At 58.5% G+C, this 19,121-nt stretch carries 21 protein-coding genes; 7 read left to right on the forward strand and 14 right to left on the reverse strand.

What is annotated here, in order from left to right; genetic code table 11:
- Positions 1 to 120 precede the first annotated feature (120 nt).
- From QMZ18_RS31660 to bluB, 3 genes are all read left to right on the forward strand, one after another.
- Positions 121 to 792 carry a hypothetical protein gene (locus QMZ18_RS31660; protein WP_282610431.1) on the forward strand — a complete coding sequence of 224 codons (672 nt, stop codon included), beginning with the start codon at positions 121 to 123 and terminating at the stop codon, positions 790 to 792.
- A 115-nt stretch (positions 793 to 907) separates the two neighbouring features.
- Positions 908 to 1,375 (forward strand): hypothetical protein, encoded by a 468-nt coding sequence (locus QMZ18_RS31665; protein WP_282610432.1) that lies wholly within the window; start codon positions 908 to 910, stop codon positions 1,373 to 1,375.
- Between the two features lie 444 nt (positions 1,376 to 1,819).
- A complete protein-coding gene (gene bluB, locus QMZ18_RS31670) occupies positions 1,820 to 2,482 on the forward strand; it encodes a 5,6-dimethylbenzimidazole synthase (RefSeq protein WP_282610433.1) in 663 nt (220 codons plus the stop codon).
- Positions 2,483 to 2,550: 68 nt separating this feature from the next.
- Here bluB and QMZ18_RS31675 read toward each other — a convergent pair whose 3' ends face one another.
- The 9 genes from QMZ18_RS31675 to QMZ18_RS31715 all read right to left on the reverse strand — a co-directional run bounded on the left by QMZ18_RS31675 (position 2,551) and on the right by QMZ18_RS31715 (position 10,196).
- Complete coding sequence (locus QMZ18_RS31675) at positions 2,551 to 3,252, reverse strand: PEP-CTERM sorting domain-containing protein (RefSeq protein WP_282610434.1); 702 nt, start codon at positions 3,250 to 3,252, stop codon at positions 2,551 to 2,553.
- 95 nt (positions 3,253 to 3,347) lie between these two features.
- Positions 3,348 to 3,986, reverse strand: a complete 639-nt coding sequence (locus QMZ18_RS31680) for a PEP-CTERM sorting domain-containing protein (protein WP_282610435.1) — start codon at positions 3,984 to 3,986, stop codon at positions 3,348 to 3,350.
- Positions 3,987 to 4,119: 133 nt separating this feature from the next.
- A complete protein-coding gene (locus QMZ18_RS31685; RefSeq protein WP_282610436.1) occupies positions 4,120 to 4,284 on the reverse strand; it encodes a hypothetical protein in 165 nt (54 codons plus the stop codon).
- Positions 4,285 to 4,417: 133 nt separating this feature from the next.
- Positions 4,418 to 4,960: a PEP-CTERM sorting domain-containing protein gene (locus tag QMZ18_RS31690; RefSeq protein ID WP_282610437.1), complete on the reverse strand. Its 543-nt coding sequence runs from the start codon at positions 4,958 to 4,960 to the stop codon at positions 4,418 to 4,420.
- Between the two features lie 580 nt (positions 4,961 to 5,540).
- Positions 5,541 to 6,623 (reverse strand): peptidoglycan-binding protein, encoded by a 1,083-nt coding sequence (locus QMZ18_RS31695; RefSeq protein WP_282610438.1) that lies wholly within the window; start codon positions 6,621 to 6,623, stop codon positions 5,541 to 5,543.
- A gap of 223 nt (positions 6,624 to 6,846) precedes the next feature.
- The gene (locus tag QMZ18_RS31700) at positions 6,847 to 8,025 is read right to left on the reverse strand and encodes an alpha/beta fold hydrolase (protein ID WP_282610439.1); all 1,179 of its coding nucleotides are present in this window, start codon (positions 8,023 to 8,025) and stop codon (positions 6,847 to 6,849) included.
- A gap of 38 nt (positions 8,026 to 8,063) precedes the next feature.
- Positions 8,064 to 8,327: a hypothetical protein gene (locus QMZ18_RS31705; protein ID WP_282610440.1), complete on the reverse strand. Its 264-nt coding sequence runs from the start codon at positions 8,325 to 8,327 to the stop codon at positions 8,064 to 8,066.
- 115 nt (positions 8,328 to 8,442) lie between these two features.
- Positions 8,443 to 9,306 (reverse strand): nitrilase-related carbon-nitrogen hydrolase, encoded by an 864-nt coding sequence (locus QMZ18_RS31710; protein ID WP_282610441.1) that lies wholly within the window; start codon positions 9,304 to 9,306, stop codon positions 8,443 to 8,445.
- A 449-nt stretch (positions 9,307 to 9,755) separates the two neighbouring features.
- Positions 9,756 to 10,196: a DUF1761 domain-containing protein gene (locus QMZ18_RS31715; protein ID WP_282610442.1), complete on the reverse strand. Its 441-nt coding sequence runs from the start codon at positions 10,194 to 10,196 to the stop codon at positions 9,756 to 9,758.
- A gap of 269 nt (positions 10,197 to 10,465) precedes the next feature.
- Between QMZ18_RS31715 and lepB the strand changes: the two genes are divergently transcribed.
- Complete coding sequence (gene lepB, locus QMZ18_RS31720; protein WP_282610443.1) at positions 10,466 to 11,377, forward strand: signal peptidase I; 912 nt, start codon at positions 10,466 to 10,468, stop codon at positions 11,375 to 11,377.
- Positions 11,378 to 11,389: 12 nt separating this feature from the next.
- On the opposite strand, the gene QMZ18_RS31725 is transcribed toward lepB, so the two are convergent.
- Genes QMZ18_RS31725 through QMZ18_RS31735 form a run of 3 tightly spaced genes read right to left on the reverse strand, consistent with a single transcriptional unit; the run spans position 11,390 to position 13,894 of the window.
- On the reverse strand, positions 11,390 to 12,481 hold the full coding sequence (locus QMZ18_RS31725) for a ferredoxin--NADP reductase (protein WP_282610444.1): 1,092 nt from the start codon (positions 12,479 to 12,481) through the stop codon (positions 11,390 to 11,392).
- Positions 12,481 to 13,641, reverse strand: coding sequence for an aromatic ring-hydroxylating dioxygenase subunit alpha (locus tag QMZ18_RS31730; RefSeq protein ID WP_282610445.1), 1,161 nt, complete (start codon positions 13,639 to 13,641; stop codon positions 12,481 to 12,483). Before QMZ18_RS31730 ends, QMZ18_RS31725 begins: the two co-directional genes overlap by 1 nt.
- A gap of 1 nt (position 13,642) precedes the next feature.
- Entirely contained in the window at positions 13,643 to 13,894 is a 252-nt protein-coding gene (locus QMZ18_RS31735; protein WP_282610446.1) for a hypothetical protein, read from the reverse strand.
- 90 nt (positions 13,895 to 13,984) lie between these two features.
- On the opposite strand from QMZ18_RS31735, the gene QMZ18_RS31740 reads away from it, so the two are divergent.
- Positions 13,985 to 14,581, forward strand: coding sequence for a TetR/AcrR family transcriptional regulator (locus QMZ18_RS31740; RefSeq protein ID WP_282610447.1), 597 nt, complete (start codon positions 13,985 to 13,987; stop codon positions 14,579 to 14,581).
- 36 nt (positions 14,582 to 14,617) lie between these two features.
- Here the strand turns inward: QMZ18_RS31740 and QMZ18_RS31745 are convergent, their stop codons facing one another.
- Together QMZ18_RS31745 and QMZ18_RS31750 are read right to left on the reverse strand one after the other, a co-directional pair.
- Positions 14,618 to 15,427: an alpha/beta fold hydrolase gene (locus QMZ18_RS31745; protein ID WP_282610448.1), complete on the reverse strand. Its 810-nt coding sequence runs from the start codon at positions 15,425 to 15,427 to the stop codon at positions 14,618 to 14,620.
- A gap of 68 nt (positions 15,428 to 15,495) precedes the next feature.
- Positions 15,496 to 16,410 (reverse strand): LysR family transcriptional regulator, encoded by a 915-nt coding sequence (locus tag QMZ18_RS31750; RefSeq protein ID WP_282610449.1) that lies wholly within the window; start codon positions 16,408 to 16,410, stop codon positions 15,496 to 15,498.
- Positions 16,411 to 16,483: 73 nt separating this feature from the next.
- On the opposite strand from QMZ18_RS31750, the gene QMZ18_RS31755 reads away from it, so the two are divergent.
- The gene (locus tag QMZ18_RS31755; RefSeq protein ID WP_282610450.1) at positions 16,484 to 17,725 is read left to right on the forward strand and encodes an MFS transporter; all 1,242 of its coding nucleotides are present in this window, start codon (positions 16,484 to 16,486) and stop codon (positions 17,723 to 17,725) included.
- Positions 17,726 to 17,787: 62 nt separating this feature from the next.
- Positions 17,788 to 18,798, forward strand: coding sequence for a zinc-binding alcohol dehydrogenase family protein (locus QMZ18_RS31760; protein ID WP_282610451.1), 1,011 nt, complete (start codon positions 17,788 to 17,790; stop codon positions 18,796 to 18,798).
- The last annotated feature ends 323 nt before the right edge of the window (positions 18,799 to 19,121 follow it).

The following is a 19,121-nucleotide window of genomic DNA, read 5'->3' on the forward strand; positions in this document are numbered from 1 at the left end:
AAGAGCGAGTACGAGGCTGGCAGCCGATGCCTCGGTGACCGAAAAACTTGGGCTGCTCGTTTATCAGGACTATATTCTCGCCGGATACTGGTAGACACGCCGTGAGGGGGATTCGGGGCGATGAGGAAAGTTCTTGTTTTACGGCTGTGTTCGATGGCCGCGCTGTTTGTACTCTCGGCCTGCGTCACCGGACACAAGGTTGATGTACCGCCAACCTATAACTTCGGCACGACAGCACCGGACCAACCGCCCGAAGGAATCGTCGCCTTTTCGCTGCAGATCAATATTGACGATCTCCCCTGTTCGAGCGACCTCGACTTCGGCTTCGCGGTGTGCCGTTCCGGCATCTACATCTTGCGCCGGGACGCGCAAACCGAAGACGGCAGGGACGGATTGGCAGCGGTGAACCCTTTCCAGGTGGATGCCACCCCGGAAGGCCTTTACGGCCCCGCGAGCTATATTGCCGGACCGCTGCAACCGCGTAAGGACATGGTGATCTGGAAGCTGCCCGAAGGCAAATACACGATCTGGCAATGGTATGTGAGTTCAGGCAACAGCACCCTTTCTCCCAAGGATTATCCGGAACTCTACGATTTTGAAGTGACTGCGGGGAAAGCCACCTATCTGGGACGGCTCAGCCTCACCCTCGATGTGACGGACCGGGACAATCTCACGTTCATATCCAAAATCAGCGATCAGAGTGACAGCGAGCTGCCGAAGCTGCTGGAAGCCTTTCCGCAGTTTCGTGATGCGACGGAAACCAACCTCTTGAGACGCATTCCATTGAACTGATACTCCCGCCCGGAAACACCCTGTGCCCCACCCCTCCCTCTTGCAGGGGCGTCTACAGACGGTTCCGTGGGTCCCGGCATTCTGCAAACCAGGTATATTAAGATAAGGAAGACTTATGAAATCCTTTGCTTTGTTTCTCATGGTCGCTGTCTTTTTCGCCACCGCGCAGCTCGCCGGCGCCGATCCTGCAATGAACGGCAAATGGATGGGGAAGCTGGAGTACAAGAACGTTCTGGGATACAGCACTGTGGAGAAGTTTGCTTATGAGTTTTCCGGCGACGGCACCTATAAAAGCCTCGAAGAGTATGCGCAACACACGCGAACCGGTGTCCATAAACACTCTCACAAAGTCCGCTATGCCGGGACCTGGAAAGTTCAGGGAAAGCAGTTCCGGTTCACACCTTCCAACAGCCAGGTTCTTGAAATGGAGTCTTCCTTTTTCAATAGAGAGGGCTTCGAAGATCAGATGCAGAACATGCTGAACATGACTTTTGAGTATGAAATCGTTTCGCGTAATGACCGCCAGATAAAGCTACACGACAGGGATAGCGACAAAAAATTTACACTCGAGAAGCAAGAGTAGCGGCGTGTCGGATAGGGAGCACGATGCCCGTCCCGTCTGCAGCCGCCCTTTCGAGGGCCTCATTCTTGAAGATGAGCCGAGCGCAGTCTTCATCAAAAGCGCAGGCTGACTAGGCCGCCCAAGGAAAGCACGCCGCCGCCATCATTCGCGGATCAGCCGCCCTCTTCAATCTGGGCAGGCGCTTGTCGCCGCCCGCTATCGTCTGCGCCGGACCATTTTCCGGATGGGTGCAGCGCCGCTCCCTCGCATGAGCATTTCTCGTTTCATCTGGTCCAAGTTTCACTGTCTCTCAATCAGCATAGCGCTGATTTCGAACACAAATTTAGGGGCCGTCTGGTTCGAGAAAAACGCGAACTGCCCTGGATACCGTCATCTGCGGGATTGACGTCTTCCTCACCGCGGCTTAAGCCGGAAGGAATATACAAACCTCCGGAAGCTTTGGCCGTGGCGCCTCTCAGAGAAAACAGCGAAACCCCGCCGCTTTTTACCGAGCTGTTCCGCGACGAGCTCACGCAGCTACTGCGCTGGCGGCGGGACGTGCGGCGTTTTAAGCCTGATCCGGTACCGGCCGAGATGATCGAAGAGCTGTTGGACCTCGCCTGCCTCGCACCCTCGGTCGGCAACAGCCAGCCCTGGCGTTTCGTGGCGGTGGAGAGCGCGAAAGCCCGGGCTGCCATCCGCGCCAACTTCGAAGCCGCCAATGCCCAGGCCCTGGATGGCTATCAGGGCGAACAGGCGGAACTTTACGCAGGGCTCAAGCTCTCAGGTCTCGATATGGCGCCGGTACAGCTCGCTGTCTTCTGCGACGAACAGACTTTGCAGGGCCACGGCCTGGGCCGCCAAACCATGCCAGAGACCCTGCGCTATTCTGCGATCCTGGCCGTCCACACGCTTTGGTTGACCGCGCGCACCTGCGGCATCGGGGTCGGCTGGGTCTCGATCCTGGACCCTGTGCAGGCGACCAAGGATCTTGCGGTGGCTGAAGACTGGAGCCTGGTCGCCTACCTCTGCATCGGCTGGCCGGAGGAGGAGCACCACGACCCGGAACTGATCCGCCACGGCTGGCAGGACCGCTCAGCGGATTGCCGGAAGCTCGAGAAGCGATAGGGCCACGCCCCCCAAAAAAAGGCAGCGGCCCCTGTAGTAGGAGCCGCTGCAGATATCAGCGAGGCCCCTCAGGCCACTCGCTGGGCACGCGTTCTTCGGGCAAAGATGAAACCGGCAAGGCCGAGACTGAACAGGACAAGAGAGCCGGGCTCCGGGACGGCCATCGATGGGTCGGCGCGAGAGAAAACCGCCCAAACTTGGGCCGGGTCATCCGCAGTATTGCGGCGTAGATCCAAATCGTCGGAACCTGCTTGATCACCTGAACCCGATCCGCTGCCTCCGTTGATTGCAAATCCGATCTCTATGTCTGATTCCAAACCGAAAGGGATGAACGTGACGCACAAAGCGGAAGATGTGCAGCCGGAAATCAACGCCGGATTTGAGTCGAACAGGCCCACAGGGCCGTCAAGGAACACCCGATCTAATAAGGCTTGGGCTGCCGCTTCGGCGGACATCGCATCCGTGATGGCGAAGTCTTCCGACGCGTTATTACAACCGGTGAAAGTAGCACTGCAAGTGCCATCCTGGAATCTGACGTCGAAGAGTGTCCCGTTGACATCAACATTGTCCGCGCCAAGCAGCTCTCCATTCTCGATAATCAGCATGGGCATGGCCTTGGCAATACCGGGAAGTATTACGAAAAGGGCTGCAGCCACGGAAAAGGCCAGTCCCTGGAACGATTTCATCATGTTCTGATCTCCCCAAAATTCTCTGCGGGAAGAAACCCATTCGTATGCGCAAGAACAAGGGGTGCCGTCCTTTTTGTCCATTACGGACGCAAGTTTGTCCATTTTGGAACAGTGTAGATCGAATTCGCATAACTCGATCAGAGAACCATGGGCTTCATTTACGTGGTTGGTCGGACTTACCCCTTCCGCCACATCCCCTTACGACGGGCAAAGCCGAGGCCTGCGAGACCGAGGCCGAGCAGTGCCAGGCTGCTGGGTTCAGGAACGGTCACCGATACGCCAGTGCCGGCAGGGGTGAAAACGGCGAATGTTTCAGTTATGTCGGGCGTATAATCAAAATCCCTGGGAATAGGAACATCGGTCACGATTTCATCTGGCTGGATATTATCGTTAAAATTCTTGAATGTTTGATGGAAAAAGCTATCCACCGCACTTGAGAAGGTCAGCTCATAAGGAATCGCGAAATCGCAAAATACGAATGAACATCCCGAAGAAAGCGCCGGGCTCGTATCGAAATTGCCCTCAACACCGTCAAAGAACACCTGATCCCTTAGTGCCCGGGCCGCAGCTTGGGCAGAAGCGGAATCCGTGAAGGCGAAGTCTTCCGTTGCGTTATCACAACCGGAGAACAGGGTGATGCAAGAGCCGTCCCGGAATCTGACGTCGAAGAGTGTCCCGTTGACATCGACATTGTTTGCGCCGAGCAACTGGCCATTCTCGACGATCAGTATAGGTACGGCCTTGGCAGTGCCGGGAAGTGTTACAAAAAGGGCACCGGCCACGGCAAAGGCCAGTCCCTGGAATGATTTCATCATGTTTTGATCTCCCCAAAATTTTCTACGGGGAAGAAACCGGTTCCAGCGAGAGAAGTGAAGTCCGGCAGGGCGTTTTGTCCCAAACGCGGGCAATTTTGTCCAAGATGCAGCAGTGTCAGCGAAATTCGCCTCTTCATCGGGATGTCCGACGCCCGAGACTTGTCTGGATGGCATCCGTCAGCTGAAGCTGGCAGATCACCCCAACCGCGCGTGGGTTGATGTGGGAGGAGCCGTCAATCAGGAAGAGCTCGTTCTCCGAAATGGCCTGGCTCAAGGCGTGGCTTTTGTTGAATGGCACCAGAGGGTGCTCACGGTCATGGCTGGCAGGACCGCACGGCGGATTGCCGGACGGTCGAGAGAAGTTAGATTGGGAAAAAACGGCGCCCCCTGTGATGGGAACCACTGCGTTTAACACCGAAGTCCGTTGAACCTCACGCCGCGCACTGCATCCTTCTGCGTCTGGCGAAACCCAGACCCAAAAGGCTCAGGCCGAGAAGTGCGAATGTGCCGGGTTCCGGGACGCTCGCATGTCGCGTGATGATTTCGATCGAAGCAATAGCCCCAGGGATCGCTCTGTCGTTTGTGAAAACGGAGAAGGTCACACTATCCTCGGTAAAACTGACACTGCCAATTCCCTGGATAGCGTCCAGAACGACATCGACAATCACACCGGCCTCGCCGACCCAGTCCAGGTCGGTAAAGACAAAATCGACATTGGTTGAAAAACGAGCAGGACCGATGATACTCGCGAGCTCAATACTCGAAGCGCCGACGTCGAAAGTGAGTCTATTTCGCGGGTTGAACTCAACGCCGTTGCCCACGGTCTCGGTCAAGAGACCGGAAAAGCTGACACCATTTCTGAAGATTTCCAGGTTTACCTCGTCGCCGATCAGTGTTGCCTTAGCGGTACCCGGAAGTGTTGCGATAACGGCCATGGCCACGGCAAAGGCCAGCGCCTGTAACGATTTCATCATATTCTGCTCTCCCCAAAAATCTCTGTGGGGAAGAAACCGGTTTGAGCGTGAAAAGTGAAGCCCGGGACAGCGTTTTGTCCCAAACGCGGGCAATTTTGTCCAATACGTTACAGGATTTAATGGTTCCGAAACCGCCGACGTCACCCTTGGTGTCATCTGATCGAAGGCTCGGGGAGTCGAAGTCCGCCACGGCTGGCAGGATCGCACGGCGGATTGCCGGAAGCTGGAGAGCCGGTAGGATGTCGTAAAACAGTAGCGCCTCCTTAAAGCGACTTGCGTTTAAGCAGATACAAAATTCGCTGCCTCTCAGAGCGGTTTGCGTTTTAACCAGCTCAAAACTCGCTGCCTCTCGATCAGCAAGCCGCTGATTTCAAACGCAGATTTTGTGATGCCGTGATTTAAGAAAAACGCAATTCACCATAGAAAGGAACCACCGTAGAGGTCAGCGCAACCCCGCTCAGGCCGCTCGTCGGGCTCTCCTCTTCCGGGCGATGGCAAGTCCGGCGAGTCTCAATCCCAGGATCGCGATGATCGCCGGCTCCGGAGGCATTGCTACTGGTTCAAATGACTGGTAGCCCCTTCACCCCAGGCCCGTCGTCGCTCTCCGCTTCGCCTCCAGCAACAGAACCTCGCGCGCCAGGCGCAGGCGGAAGCTTGGCTCCTCCGCACTCAGGCCCGGTAGGCCCCAAGCCTTGGCGGCGGCCTCTTCGGCAGTACGGGTTTTGGATCCGCGTTTTCCGTCAACGCCGCCGGGCTCAAAACCAAGGCGGGTGAGCGCGGACTGCAAGTCACGGATGCCGCCCTCCGCCGGGTCGTAGAGCGGCGCGCGTTCCTGGGAGAGCTGTTCAAGCAGCAGGGCATTGGCGGCCTCCTGCAGGGGCAGGTTGAGGGCGATCTGGTAGCTGCCGGCCGGCTGCTCGACGGTTTGTGAGTCCCCGGCCTTTTGCCCCTGCACCTCGGGCTCGCTCAACCACCAGTGCAGCCCCATTGCCGCCGCCTGTATCATGATCGTGACGCTGGCCAGGATGGTGGCCTGCTCCTTCAGGCGGGCGCCTGTGAATTCCTTCCACTTGCTGCTGAGCGTGGTCTGCCAGCTCCCAGCGCCGGCAGACAGGATCTCCATCTCCATGAAATCATCAAAGCGGATCGGATTGTTGCGGGACAGATGGACACGAAAAGTCTCCGCTTCGACAAAGGCGCCGGAATCAATCAAGTCCATGGCCTGATCCAAAGCCGAAAGATCGGCCAGTAGTTGCCGGTGCCAGACGAAGTCGCGCTGCGCCTCTTCCAGATGGCTGAAACGATCCTCCAGGCCGTGCGCGATCATCTGCAAAAGAAAGATCTTCGCGGCGGCAACGTGAAACTCGAGGGTCGCCATCTGACGGGAGGCCAGGGGTGTCTGCACCGAGGTCACGGTGACGGCGAGTGGTCCTGCCGCGTGGGCCGGTTGAACTTGAGGGACCGGCGCAACGGCAACACCTTCGCCAGACGTATCAGGGCCCGTTGTGGAAACACCTGGGACCGGAACGCCCGTGACAGGCAAGCCAGCGACGGGAGCACCCGTGTAGAATGGCGGCTGCGTTGTTGTCGTACTATTGAGTTGGCTGAAGCGCGGCGGCACCTGCCGGAGCAGGTCGGACTTAACCTCGATCAATATTTCCATAGCGGCTCCCCCCGAAACAGCGAAGAAGCCATGCTAGAATGGATCATGTTGAGTTGGAATCACTTAATGGCCTAATTTCAATATGTGAATCCGCTCAATCTTCAAACGATTAGATCAGTTTCCCCTGGCCAATGGATCACCAATGGCGATGCCATCTCACCCGGATCTGATCTGTCAACTTATTGGCGTCCGTTGGAAACTTTACCGTGCAAGTAACAGTGGCTCACCTTCGCCGCGCCAGAACCGCCTGGATGGCATCCGCCAACTGTAACTGCCCGATCACACCGACCGCGCGCGGGTTGATGTGGGAGAAGCCATCGATCAGGAAGAGCTCGGTGTCAGGCACCGTGTTGCTCAGGGCGAGACTTTCGCTGAAGGGCACTAAAGGGTCTTCTCGACCATGGATCAGGATCAGGCGGCCGGCAAGGTGCGAGAGATCGAGCGCCCTCAAACTCAGAGCGTCAAGTTGCCTGCGCAGAGCCTCTGGCAAGGCCGCAAGAAGAGGCTCGACCTGCGCAGGGTCCTCATTGATCATGAGAGCATAGAGACTGCGCCCTTCAGGACCGAGTTGGGCGATGAGGTCCCTGCCCTCGCCGTCAACCAGAGCTTCCCGGCCACTGCGCTGGCGTATCTCCGCGATGGCGGTGAGCGCCGCGCGGTCGTCAGGGTCGATGAGCGCGTCGATGTTGCTGGAGAGAAAATACCATTTGGCGGCGCGCAGGGGTTTCAGGTTGCGCCATTTGTGCTCACCCGGCAAGCGGAAGGCGCCGGTGGTGGTAAAGCGCACGACCTCAGTGGTGTCATAATAACCGCCCAGACCGACCAGGAAGCCGGTCCGCTCCTTTGCATCCGTTTCAGTGGTGGCAAGGACCGCCAGACCGACTGCATAGGAGATAGCGACAAGGCCGATCTCGGAGCTTCCCTCGTCCCCGGTCAGGTTTTCGAGCTCCGAACGCCCGGAAAGATGCACCACGGCATCCGCAATCCGCCGTGCATCGCCCAGGCGCACCCGGGTCTCGCGGGAGCCGCGCAGGTCCGGCACCAGCACCAGAAAGCCGCTGCGTGCGAAGGACTTCGCCAGCGCCACCAGCCGGCGGTCGTTCTTGCCGCTGGGCGTGAAGCCCGGCACGAGGACCAGGGCGCCGTCAAGGTCGTCAGGATCGGTGCGGTTGGGGTGATAAAGATCGGCAGTCTGTGGAAAACCGGGTTGGCCGGTTTCGGGTTGGATGACGCTGTAGGTAATTTCGCGCCGGCTCGGCGTGGGCGTCGACTCCTTCAGCGCTGTGGGCGCCTCACCCGCATCGATGTCCTTGAGCACCCGCACCGCCTCCCAGCTTTGCGGCGAAACGCAGGCAGCGAGGAACAGCGGTAGAAGCAAGCCTAGAAGGCGGCGGAAAAACACGACCGTGTCCTCAGGTGACTGGTTATGCCGCCGTGCCATCAGCCGCCGAGGAACAGCCGGAGCATGCCCGGTACCACGATCAGCAACACGACCGGCAGGCAGACCAGGACAAAGCTCAGGATCGCCAGCAGCAGGTTGCTTCTGTTGCCGGCCGCAAAGAACTGCTCCGCGCCGAAACCATTTGCAGAGGAAGCAAGTGCATAACGAACCATACGGAAAAGGAACAGCTTGAAGAGGTAACCGAAGAGTGTGAGATATGCGAATAGCAACAGCATATTCACGATATTGATGTTGTCGGTCATGGCGACGCGCCTTCGGTGTTTCCTCTCAATGTGACCTCTACCACCACTCACCATGTCATGACCGAGGTCTCGACCCATAGCGCTTCACGGAATCGGCCGCGAAACCTCAACGGCCTCAGATATCGGTCAGGCGGCCGTAGGTCTCCGGACGGCGGTCGCGGAAGAACTGCCAGGTGTTGCGCACCTCGCGGACCAGCTCCATGTCCATGTCGGCGGTGACCAACTCGTCCTTGTCCTCGCTGGCCTCGACCAGGAATTCCCCACGTGGATTGACCACGTAGGAGCTGCCGTAGAAGCGACCGATGTTCCAGGGATCTTCCGTGCCCGGGCGGTTGATGGCGCCGATGTAGACGCCGTTCGCCACTGCCGAGGCCGGCTGTTCCAGCTTCCAAAGATACTGGCTGAGGCCGGCGACGGTAGCAGAAGGATTGACAATGTATTCGGCGCCGTTGAGTGCCAGGGCGCGCCAGCCTTCCGGGAAGTGACGGTCGTAGCAGATGTAGACACCGAGCTTGCAGAAGGCGGTCTCGAACACCGGCCAGTCGGAGCTGCCCGGCTTGAAGAAGAACTTCTCGTAAAAGCCGGCCACCTGGGGGATGTGGGTCTTGCGGTACTTGCCCAGGTACTTGCCGTCGGCATCGATCACGGCGGCCGTGTTGTAGTAGACGCCTGTGATCTCCTCCTCGTAGATCGGGACCACAATCACCATGGAATGCTTCTTGGCGTATTCCTGCATCAGCTTGACCGTCGGGCCGTCAGGGATCTTCTCGGCGGCGGCATACCACTTGGCATCCTGACTCGGGCAGAAGTAGGGCTGGGTGAAAACCTCCTGGAAGCAGAGTACATTGACGCCCGCCGCTCCGGCCTGATCGATGTAGGGGATATGCGCCTCCAGCATCTGCTCGCGGATGCGCGCGGGGGTCGCCGAGGTATCGCCCTTCAGTCCGACCTGAATCAAACCTGCCTTTACCGTTGCCATGGTACGTCTCCTGTCTTTACGGGACTCATTTCATGAGTCCCTATTTTGCATTCATGCGCCATGCGGGCTGCGCGCCCCAATGGCGCTGGTCCTCGGCGTTGCCTCGTCCGGATTACCCTCGATGATCCGAAAAAATTCTCAAGGTAATCTTGAACGAAAACTGACCGTTTGGTCAACAAACCTCATGAGCACCGCTTGGGGACTTGACCCGTTCTTCGCTTCCCCCCCCATGCATTTATGTATAGCCCTATAAAAATTTGTGGATCGCCTGCGATAGCATTTATCACCAAATTTCCATCACGCACTGAGACGCGGTGACTTGAGGGATGAGGATGGCGCGATCTCAGATGATTGTTCAACACTCCCTGTTGGATAATGATCAATGACCCGGCGCCTTGTCCCCGCATGGCGCCGGGCTCTCTTTTCGATACAAACACTCCAAACAGGTCTTAGACGCCAAAAAGACCGATAACCGCCCCCTGGATCAACAGCACGCCAAGCCAGTGACCACTGTCAATCACTGTGAGCGAGCGCTTCGCACCCTGGAATCCGTGGTTGACCAGCATCGCCATAAGAATAAAGCCGAACCAGACACACAGAGCGGTGATCAGGCCGTTGACCAGCGAGACGGAAGAGCCCGCAACCGCTCCGCCTTCGCCGGCTAAAACCAAGTGCCCAAGCACGCCGGCCAGCATGAACGCCATGACCAGTTGCGCCGCAAAGGCCACGATGAAAACCCGCGGCGAAGAACCGCTTTTGAATTCCTCTTCGGTCTTGCCGACCGCCGCCATCCAGGGCTTCGCGAGGCTCATGTAATACACCGACCCGAAGGCATAAGACGCAACCCCGGCCACCAGGACCGCGATGTAATTGATACCTGTGAAAAGCATATCCTTCGAATTCCCCCTTGGCGCTTGCGCTGTCCAATACGCGGCCACAACAATGATCGCCGCAGCCCTATCGGCGATTGTATCGCATAGCAGACAACAGCGCGAGATCGAGAGAAGAGCGAAGTTCAAACGTGCGGCTGGATTGAGCGTCGTGTTGCGCTTATAACTTGCAGTGGTGCGACAACTTCGCGAAAAAGCAAACTACTCAGCGGCTAGTCTTCACTTCCATGTCGGCGTTCCGAAACAGAAAACCTTGGGCGACTGCAATCGTGGCCCTGCTCGGCCCAACCACGTCAATGCTCTATCTCGGCAGAGGCCAGCTCGCGATCGCGTACTATCTACTCTCGATTCTGGGCGCCTTAGCTGCGATCCTCTCGGTCCACTACCACGCGCTGGACATGAGCTTTCAAGCCGGCATGTGGGCAGGTTTCTTTGCCATTTACGTGATCGGCTTTGTTCACAGCGTGGTTCTCGCACGTCGGCTTCAGGGCGAAACGCCGCAGGTCTGGTTCGCACGCTGGTATTGGGTCCTCGGACTTGCCATCCTGGTCCCCACGATGATCGCTTCTCTCATCCGATGGTTCCTCTGGGAGCCCTACAGTATTCCATCCCGCTCGATGTATCCCGTGCTGCAGGTCGGCGACCTGATTTACGTTTCCAAATTTGCCTATGGTTACTCTCCGCATTCCCTGCCCTTCGATCCGCAGGTCTTTTCCGGGAGAATTCTGTTCAGCGAACCTGAACGCGGCGATATCGCCGTCTTCAAAAACCCGATGGACATCCGCACCGACTACATCAAACGCATCGTCGGCCTGCCCGGCGATAGTGTTCAGGTCAAAGGCGGCATTCTGCAGATCAACGGCGAAGCGGTTTTGCGGACAAAGATTGAAAACAAACCGGAAGACACCGGTGGGGGTTTCCGCGGACAGAATCTGCAGCGTTACATTGAACAACTGCCCGGCGGCGCCAGATATCCCATTCTCGAGGAGAGAGATACGGGACGGCTCGACAACACCCGTCTGTTCGAAGTGCCGGAAGGCCACTACTTCGCAATGGGCGACAACCGCGACAACACGCAGGACAGCCGGATCATCGGCTTCATTCCCAGGGAAAATCTGGTTGGCCGCTTGTCGCTCGTTCTTTGGAACGACAAGGATCGGCGCCTGAAGTTCTTGGACTAAGCGCCGCTCCCGTCACTCGTAAACCACCTCCAGTTCCGACGAGGTGGCCAGCGATTGGCAGGTCAACACCACACCCTTCGAGATCTCAGTATCTTCCAGAGCCATGCGCGCGCGCATTTCGGCACTGCCCTTGACGAGTCTGGCGCGGCAGGCGCCGCAGACGCCCGACTGACAGGAGAAAGGCGGTGTCAGACCGGCCGCCCGGGCAGCCTCGAGCAGTGTCTGGCCTTCGGCGACCTCGATACTCTGCGTCGAGTCACCGAGTGTCACGCGCGCCGTCGCGGCCATGCCCTTGATCGTATCGTCCTGTGCAACGGCGCCACCGTAACTTTCCATGTGGATACGGCTCACCGGGACATCGAGGCTCGTGAGTGCGGTCCGGACAAACCGGTTCATATCGCCAGGTCCGCAGATGTAATACTGCACGTCCTGAGCATAAGGCGGATATTCCGCGAACACCGCCTCGATCGCCGCTGCATCGATTTTACCCTTACGCCAGGGACGAAAGCCTGACCAGAGCGACGGACTGGAGAGAAGGTGCGAGACGCTGAGACGGCCGGGATAAGCGTCACACAGTCGATCGAGCTCGTCCTTGAAGAGAATCGTAGCGGCGTTTCTGTTGCCGTCGACCAGATGCACAACCGAATGGGGTTCGTCACTGAGCACCGACTGTATCATAGCAAAGAGCGGCGTGATGCCGCTGCCGGCCCCGAAGAAGTAATGGGTACGACGCCGCATCGCTCCGGGATCGAGGCAGAAGCCGCCAAAGGGCGGCATGACTTCGACCTTATCGCCGGCCTTAAGGTTGTCGTTGATGTGGTTAGAGATCCGGCCGCCCTCCACACGCTTCACTGTGATGCGCATCGAGAGCCGGCGATCATCTGAAAAGGGCGACGAGGAAATTGAGTAGGACCGGCGTAATTCTTCGCCACTAAGATTGAAACGCAGAGTCAGATGCTGCCCCGGACGCCAACGAAATGTCTCGCACAGGGCGCCCGGCAGATCGAACACGATCGTCTTCGCACTGCCGCCGATCTCCAAGCGTGTTTCACCGACCCGGAGTTTGTGAAAAGAACGCGTCGCCTGGGGTGCCGCCTGCGTCATCAGCGCCGACCCTCCAGGAAGTCAAGCACGATCTGCTGATGCTGGCGAACCGGGCTCTCGCCCTGTTCGGCGGAAGCGCCAACCTCGAAGTAGGGACTCTTCAGGGACTTCTGTTGCTGCTCGCAGGCATAGACATCCTCGGCCATGAAGTCACCTGAAGTCATGGGGTCTTCTGCCTCCCCGAGTTCCTCCACCGCGTACTTGCCCGAGATATGCTTGCCCCAGAAGGCGCCTGAACGCCACTCCTGCGTACTGAATTCCCAATCCGAGGCATTCTTGACCCGCGTGCGGGTCTCGACCCGGGTCAAATCGGGTGCAAGCGGGATAACGTGGAATGTGGACCAACTGGTCTCGGACTCTCCCAGTCCCAGCCCGGGAAAGAGCATTGGGACGGAAGCGCCGAGCTGGTCCTTCGGCAGAACAAGCGGCATCGGCGCGTTCTTTTCGACATCCCGGGCATAGAACTCGGCGAGGGGTTCCCAAAAGGCATAGTGTGGCCCCACGAAACCGTATTTCGCCCTGGCGTGATCGTACATGGCGAGCGTGCCGGAATGCAGATGCGAGAGATGGTAGACGTCGATGTAGTTCTCAACGACGATCTTCCAGTTCGCCTTGATATCGTGTGAGGTTGCCGCCTGCGGATATTCGACCAGCTCTTCCACCTTGTGAGGCCCCAGGTGCGGCTCCACCTTGCCGAACCATTCCATGATGGAACCTGGGTCGGGCTCCGGATGCACGAACAGCATACCGCGCCAGAGATCGACGGACGCTGGTTTCAGGCCGAGGCAGTTCTTATTGAGGCCGGTGAACTCTTCCGCTTCTTCGGGCACCGAAACGAGCCTACCTTCCAGATCATAGGTCCAGTCGTGATAGGGGCAGGTGATGGCTTTCTGGGTCTTGCCGACGGCGCGTAACAGCTGTGTACCGCGATGGCGGCAGATGTTATGGAACGCGCGCAGCCGCCGGTCACGCCCCATGACGATGAAGATATTGTTGAGCCCGGCCTGAACCGAGAGATACTGGCCTGGCTCGGAGATGTCCTCGGAAAAACCCGCGAAGCGCCATAGCTTCGAGAAGATCTGCGCCTGCTCGCGGTCGAACCATTCCTGCGAGGTATAAGCCTCGACCGGGAGGACATGCATCATACGTGCAACAGTCATTTTAAGCTCCGAACAAGGGTAGAAGGTCGGCAAGGACAAGGTAAATGCTCAGAACGAACCAGGTTCCGAGGATCAGCCAGAAGAGGATGGGGTTTTCACTACGGGCGACCTCCTCCACCAGGTGGGTTCGGCCGGAATAGACCGCCGGCACCAGCCACATGATGAACAGCAGACCCCACACCCAGTTCAGCTCGAATAGGATTGCAACGTAAACGACCGCCAGCGCGGCGATGGTCTTCCATTTGTTCGGCATGACTGTTCTCATATTTATTATCAAACTTGATAATTTACATTTGAGCTTTCATAAGTTAATTGTCAAGTATGATAATTTATAGAGTCGAAAATGGGCCGTCCGAGCGTTAAGGCCCAAAGATCCTCAGAGATCCTCGATGCCTTCGAAACCTGCGTCGCCCGTTACGGTGTGGAAGGTGCCACGCTTGAGCGGATAGCTGCCGAGGCGGGATTGGCCCGCGCCCTCATCCGGCACCACGTGGGCAACCGCGACGACCTGCTGAAAGCCCTCACCAGAAGATTCCTGGCTCAGTCGGAACGCCATCAGCAGGATTTGCTGGATTACCTTCCCGAAGGCGACCGGGTCCTGAGCCTGATCGATCTGCTGTTCGATCACTCCCAGTCCGACCAGAATTTCGTCCTCGTGGCAGAAGCCCTGATCGCCGCCGCGGGTGAGCGCCCCGAATTGGCGGCACAGCTGGCGGACTGGGTACACTCCTTTATCGCCCTGATCGCGGCCGAACTGCGCCGGGAATATGACGCCGCAGCGGCTGACGCAATTGACGCAGTGGCCGCCGGGATCGCCGGAATCTATTTCAATGTGGATTCCCTGACGACACTGGGTGACATGGGAGGACTGCGGCAGGCCTCGAAACAGGCGGCCCTGCGGTTGGTGCGGAGTATCGAACTCGATCATGAGTCACGCTAAAAAGACGCAACCTGTCTGCGACCGACGAAGCCTGTTCTACTGCCCTTCCACCCGCGCCAAAAAATCCGCCAACAGTCCCGCACAGTCGTTAGCATGACTGGTGATCAGAAAATGGTTCGCGCCTTCGACCACGGCGGCGCGAACGTCAGGCAGGCTGTCGTCGAGCGCATCGGTGATGTGGGCCATTGCCGAACAAGCGTTGCTGCCGCGCACCAGAAGCACGGGCATCTTCAGCTGGGCGTAGTCCTTTTTCGTCGCGTGAAACGCAAAGGCTGAGCGCCAGTCCAGAACATTGGCATAGGCGGTCTTGCGGCAGTAATCCCGGACCGCTTCCGGCATGGCCGCGAAGACCCCTTCCCCGCCCCAGAAATCGATGATGCGCCCAGCGGCATCAAGTTCGCCTTCATGATAGGCCGTTTCGAAAGCCTGGCTCATACGATGAACCTCGTCGAAAGCCTCCTGGCTCCCCTGCTCTCTGATCAGTTCGAGGGGATTGGCCTCGAAGACGGCAAGGCTCAAGACGTTGATCCTGCCGGCCAGCGCGGTTGCCAGGGCAACGGTGCCGCCGAAGGAATGACCAACCAGATGAAGCGGCTGGCCGATTTCCCCGGCGACCCGCTCGATCACTTGTACTTCATGCGTCATCTCCAGATCGCCGATGGACCGGGTTTCCTCTGTCGCGCCATAGCCGCAGAGGCTCGTAGCGGACAGACGATAACAGGCCGGCAGAAGTTTTTGCATTGGGCGCCAGGCAGCGGGTGTACTGAAGGAGCCCGGAATGAAGAGAACCGCCGGACCACTCCCACTGTCTTGAAAATCGACGTTCCCGCCGTCGAACGTAATCATGGACCGCCTCAATCCTTTGCAACCTCAAGCATGAATGACGGGCGTGTAAGGTTCAACATTTTGAGACTCTAGGCCCAAACGCCTTTCGGGATCTTCTCGTCGGCAAAAGCCTCGACCAGGAAGTCGATCAGCGCACGCACGCGTTTCGGCAGATTGCGGCCACCGGGATAGATCACCTGAAGTGAACTGGGTGGCTGCTCGAACCCTGCCAGCAACTCAACCAACCGTCCCGCGGCGAGGTCCTCACGGACGTCCCAAATTGCCTTGAGCGCAATACCGTGTCCTTCAAGGCACCAGTGCCGCACGAGGCTGCCGTCGTTGGCCTGGCGGTTGCCGCGAACGAAAAACAGCCGACGCTTGCCGCCGATCATAAAAGGCCATTCCTGATCGATGGTCACGCCGAAGCGCATCAGGAGACAGTTGTGTCCGGCCAGTTCATCCGGATGCTTCGGCGTACCGAATCGTTCCAGATAACTCGGCGCAGCACAGACCAGCCGGCGGCTCAGGCCGAGCCGGCGCGTCCGCAGTGAACTGTCCTTCAGGTCGCCGAAGCGGATCCCGAGGTCAATCCCCTGGGCCACCAGATCGACGTAGCTGTCGCTCAGGGTGAGTTCGATACCAACCTCCGGATGCTCCGCCATGAAACGGTCCAGCATCTGCACGACCCGATGGCGACCAAGGTCGAGCGGCGCGCTGATCCGAACCGGACCCGAGAGTTGCTCCACTCCGTGACGCACCCGAGCTTCCAGATCGCCGGCTTCGTTGACCAAGTCGCGCGCGCCTTCCTGCAGCAATCGTCCTTCGTCGGTCAGACTGATTGCGCGCGTGGTTCGATTGAGGAGTCGCGCACCGTAGTGCGCCTCCAATCCGGCCAAACGTTCCGTCACCGCAGCGGGCGACAGACCGAAATCGCGCCCAGCGGCCGCGAGCCCGCCCTTTTCCACGATCCGCAGAAACAGGGCCAATGAGTCCAGACGATCCATTATTCAGATTTTCCGAATTATATTTCCTGTTTTGTCTCAATTATATCGTGTTTTCGCAAGGACTAGATTGACGATGAACAGGCCGACGTGCAGCCGGACCGGCACCAACTCAAAGCAGAACGGATCGCTTACCATGTCCCTCACATCGAAGATGCCCTTGCAGGTATGGATCCTGACCCTGTCGGCCTTTGCGATCGGCACCGCAGAGTTCGTCATTGCCGGGGTTCTGACCCAGGTCGCCGACTCTCTCGCCATCACCGAGGGACAAGCGGGCCACCTGATCACCGCCTATGCGCTCGCTATCGTGATCGGAGGGCCAGTACTCACCCTCTGGCTCGCGCGTTTCGACCGGCTGAAAGTCTTGGTCGGACTGATGGGCCTTTTTATCGCCGGCAATTTGATCGCGGCCTTTACCACCGACTATTCGACCCTGCTGGCCAGCCGCGTGCTGGCCGGACTGACCCAGGGCCCCTTCTATGGCATCGGCGCCGTGGTCGCGACGCAGCTGGTTTCGGACAAGCTTGCAGGCCGAGCCGTTGGGCAAATGTTTGCCGGGCTGACGCTGGCCAACGTGCTCGGCGTCCCTGCCGGGGCCTGGATCGGAAACAGCTTCGGCTGGAACACGACCTTCTTGGTGGTCGCGGGCCTTGGTGTTGTGGCCACCGCCGCGATCCTGGCCGTTATCCCGTCGCAACAGCCCGAGGCAGGTCGCAGCTTGAAATCTCAGATCGGTGCGTTCAGGAACACAAACTTACTGGCGAGCCTCGCCATCACTGTGCTTGGTTGGGTAGGCTTCATGACTTTCTACGGTTACATCGCACCTGTCGCCGAACAGGTCGCGGGCTTTGCGCGTGCCGATCTGAGCTGGGTTCTGGTGATCATCGGTTTGGGCCTGGTAATCGGCAATAGCCTGGGCGGCCGCTCGGCCGACACCAATCTCAGTCGGGCTTTGATCTTCTGGCCTGCCGCCATGATCGTTGCGTTGATCGTGGTCGGCGTCCTGGCACCCTTCAAGTGGCCCTTCCTGATCGCCGCCTTCGTCTTTGGAATCGTGTCCTTCGCCAACGTGCCGCCCATGCAGATGCGTGTAATGAAGCACGGTGGCGCAGCACCGGAACTCGCGGCCACCGCCAACATCTCCGCCTTCAATATCGCCAATGCCCTGGGCGGCGTGATCGGCGGAAGCGTGGTGGACAGCAGTTGGGGTGCAGCCGCTATTCCCTTCGCTGCAACCCTCATCCCCGTCGCCGGTCTGGTCTTCATTCTGATGCAGGAGCGCAGGCCCCGCAGCGTCTGCCCCAACCCAATCTGTTAGATCCGCTCATGTTTAGGCTGATTCAAGAAAACAGCAAACCGCTACCCATAAGGAGAAAATTCATGAAAGCCGTTGCCCTCACCCGCTATCTGCCGATCGACGATCCGCAGTCCTTCATCGACGCAGACCTTCCCAAACCGGCTCCGGAAGGCCGAGATATCCTGGTCGCCGTCAAGGCAATCGCCGTCAACCCGGTCGACACCAAGGTGCGCGCTCCCAAAGATCAGATCGAGGAAACACCGCGCGTGCTTGGTTGGGACGCCAGCGGCGTGGTCGAAGCGGTCGGTTCCGACGTGTCCCTCTTCAAGCCTGGCGATGAAGTGTACTACGCGGGTGATATCACCCGTTCCGGCACCAACGCGGAGTTCCAGCTGGTTGACGAGCGTATCGTTGGCCAAAAGCCGACAAGCCTGAGTCATGCCGAGGCGGCCGCGCTGCCCCTCACGGCAATCACCGCCTATGAGGCCTTCTTCGATCGGCTTGAGATCGACCGAATTGGTGCAGACAAGGGTCAGTCGATCCTGTTGGTCGGCGGGGCCGGCGGCGTGGGGTCAATCGGGATCCAGCTGGCGAAGCGCGCTGGGCTGATCGTGATCGCCACGGCCTCCCGTCCGGAGACAATCGCCTGGGTCAAGGAACTCGGCGCCGATCACGTGGTCAATCACCGCGAGCCCATGGTGGAGCAGGTTCGCGGCCTTGGGTTCCAGCATGTCGATCACATTGCGATCTTCAACGATATGCGGCATTGGGAAGAAGCAGTTGAATTGATCCGGCCCCAGGGCGGCATCGTCTCGATCGACGACACCAACCTGCCGATGCCCATGGCCGGCATGAAAATGAAAGCCGCCAGCCTGCACTGGGAATTCATGTTTGCCCGCGCCATGCACCAGACCCCAGATATGATCGAGCAGCACAATCTGCTCAATCACGTCGCGGCGGAGATCGACGCGGGTCACATCCGCACGACCCTCGCCGAGGTGCTGAACCCGATCAACGCGGAAAACCTCCGCAAGGCGCACGCAATGATCGAGGCCGGCACGGCGAAGGGAAAAATTGTGCTGGAGGGCTTTTAGACCGGTTAGTGCGGGTGCCTCGATCATTGATGATCGGGCACCCTGCCTATCCCGAAGTTACCCTACCGTCATGACGTTTCCACTACGACCATCAACTCTTGTTCACCAGAACAAGATGCATTTCGGACAAATTTGCACGCGTTTGAGACAAAATGCCGGACAGCTCTTCACATCGGTATTTCGATATGGTGCTGTCTTGTTGATGTCGCTCAACACCTTCGCCCCGAAACAGCTCCTGCGACCACAGCGTCAAAGTCGAGAGTTTTGGAGCGGCCCGTCAAGTAAGTTTCGCCGGATCCCGCAGAACAACGACCATCTGATCG

Source organism: Pelagibius sp. Alg239-R121 (assembly GCF_947331435.1).
Taxonomy (GTDB): Bacteria; Pseudomonadota; Alphaproteobacteria; order Kiloniellales; family Kiloniellaceae; genus Denitrobaculum.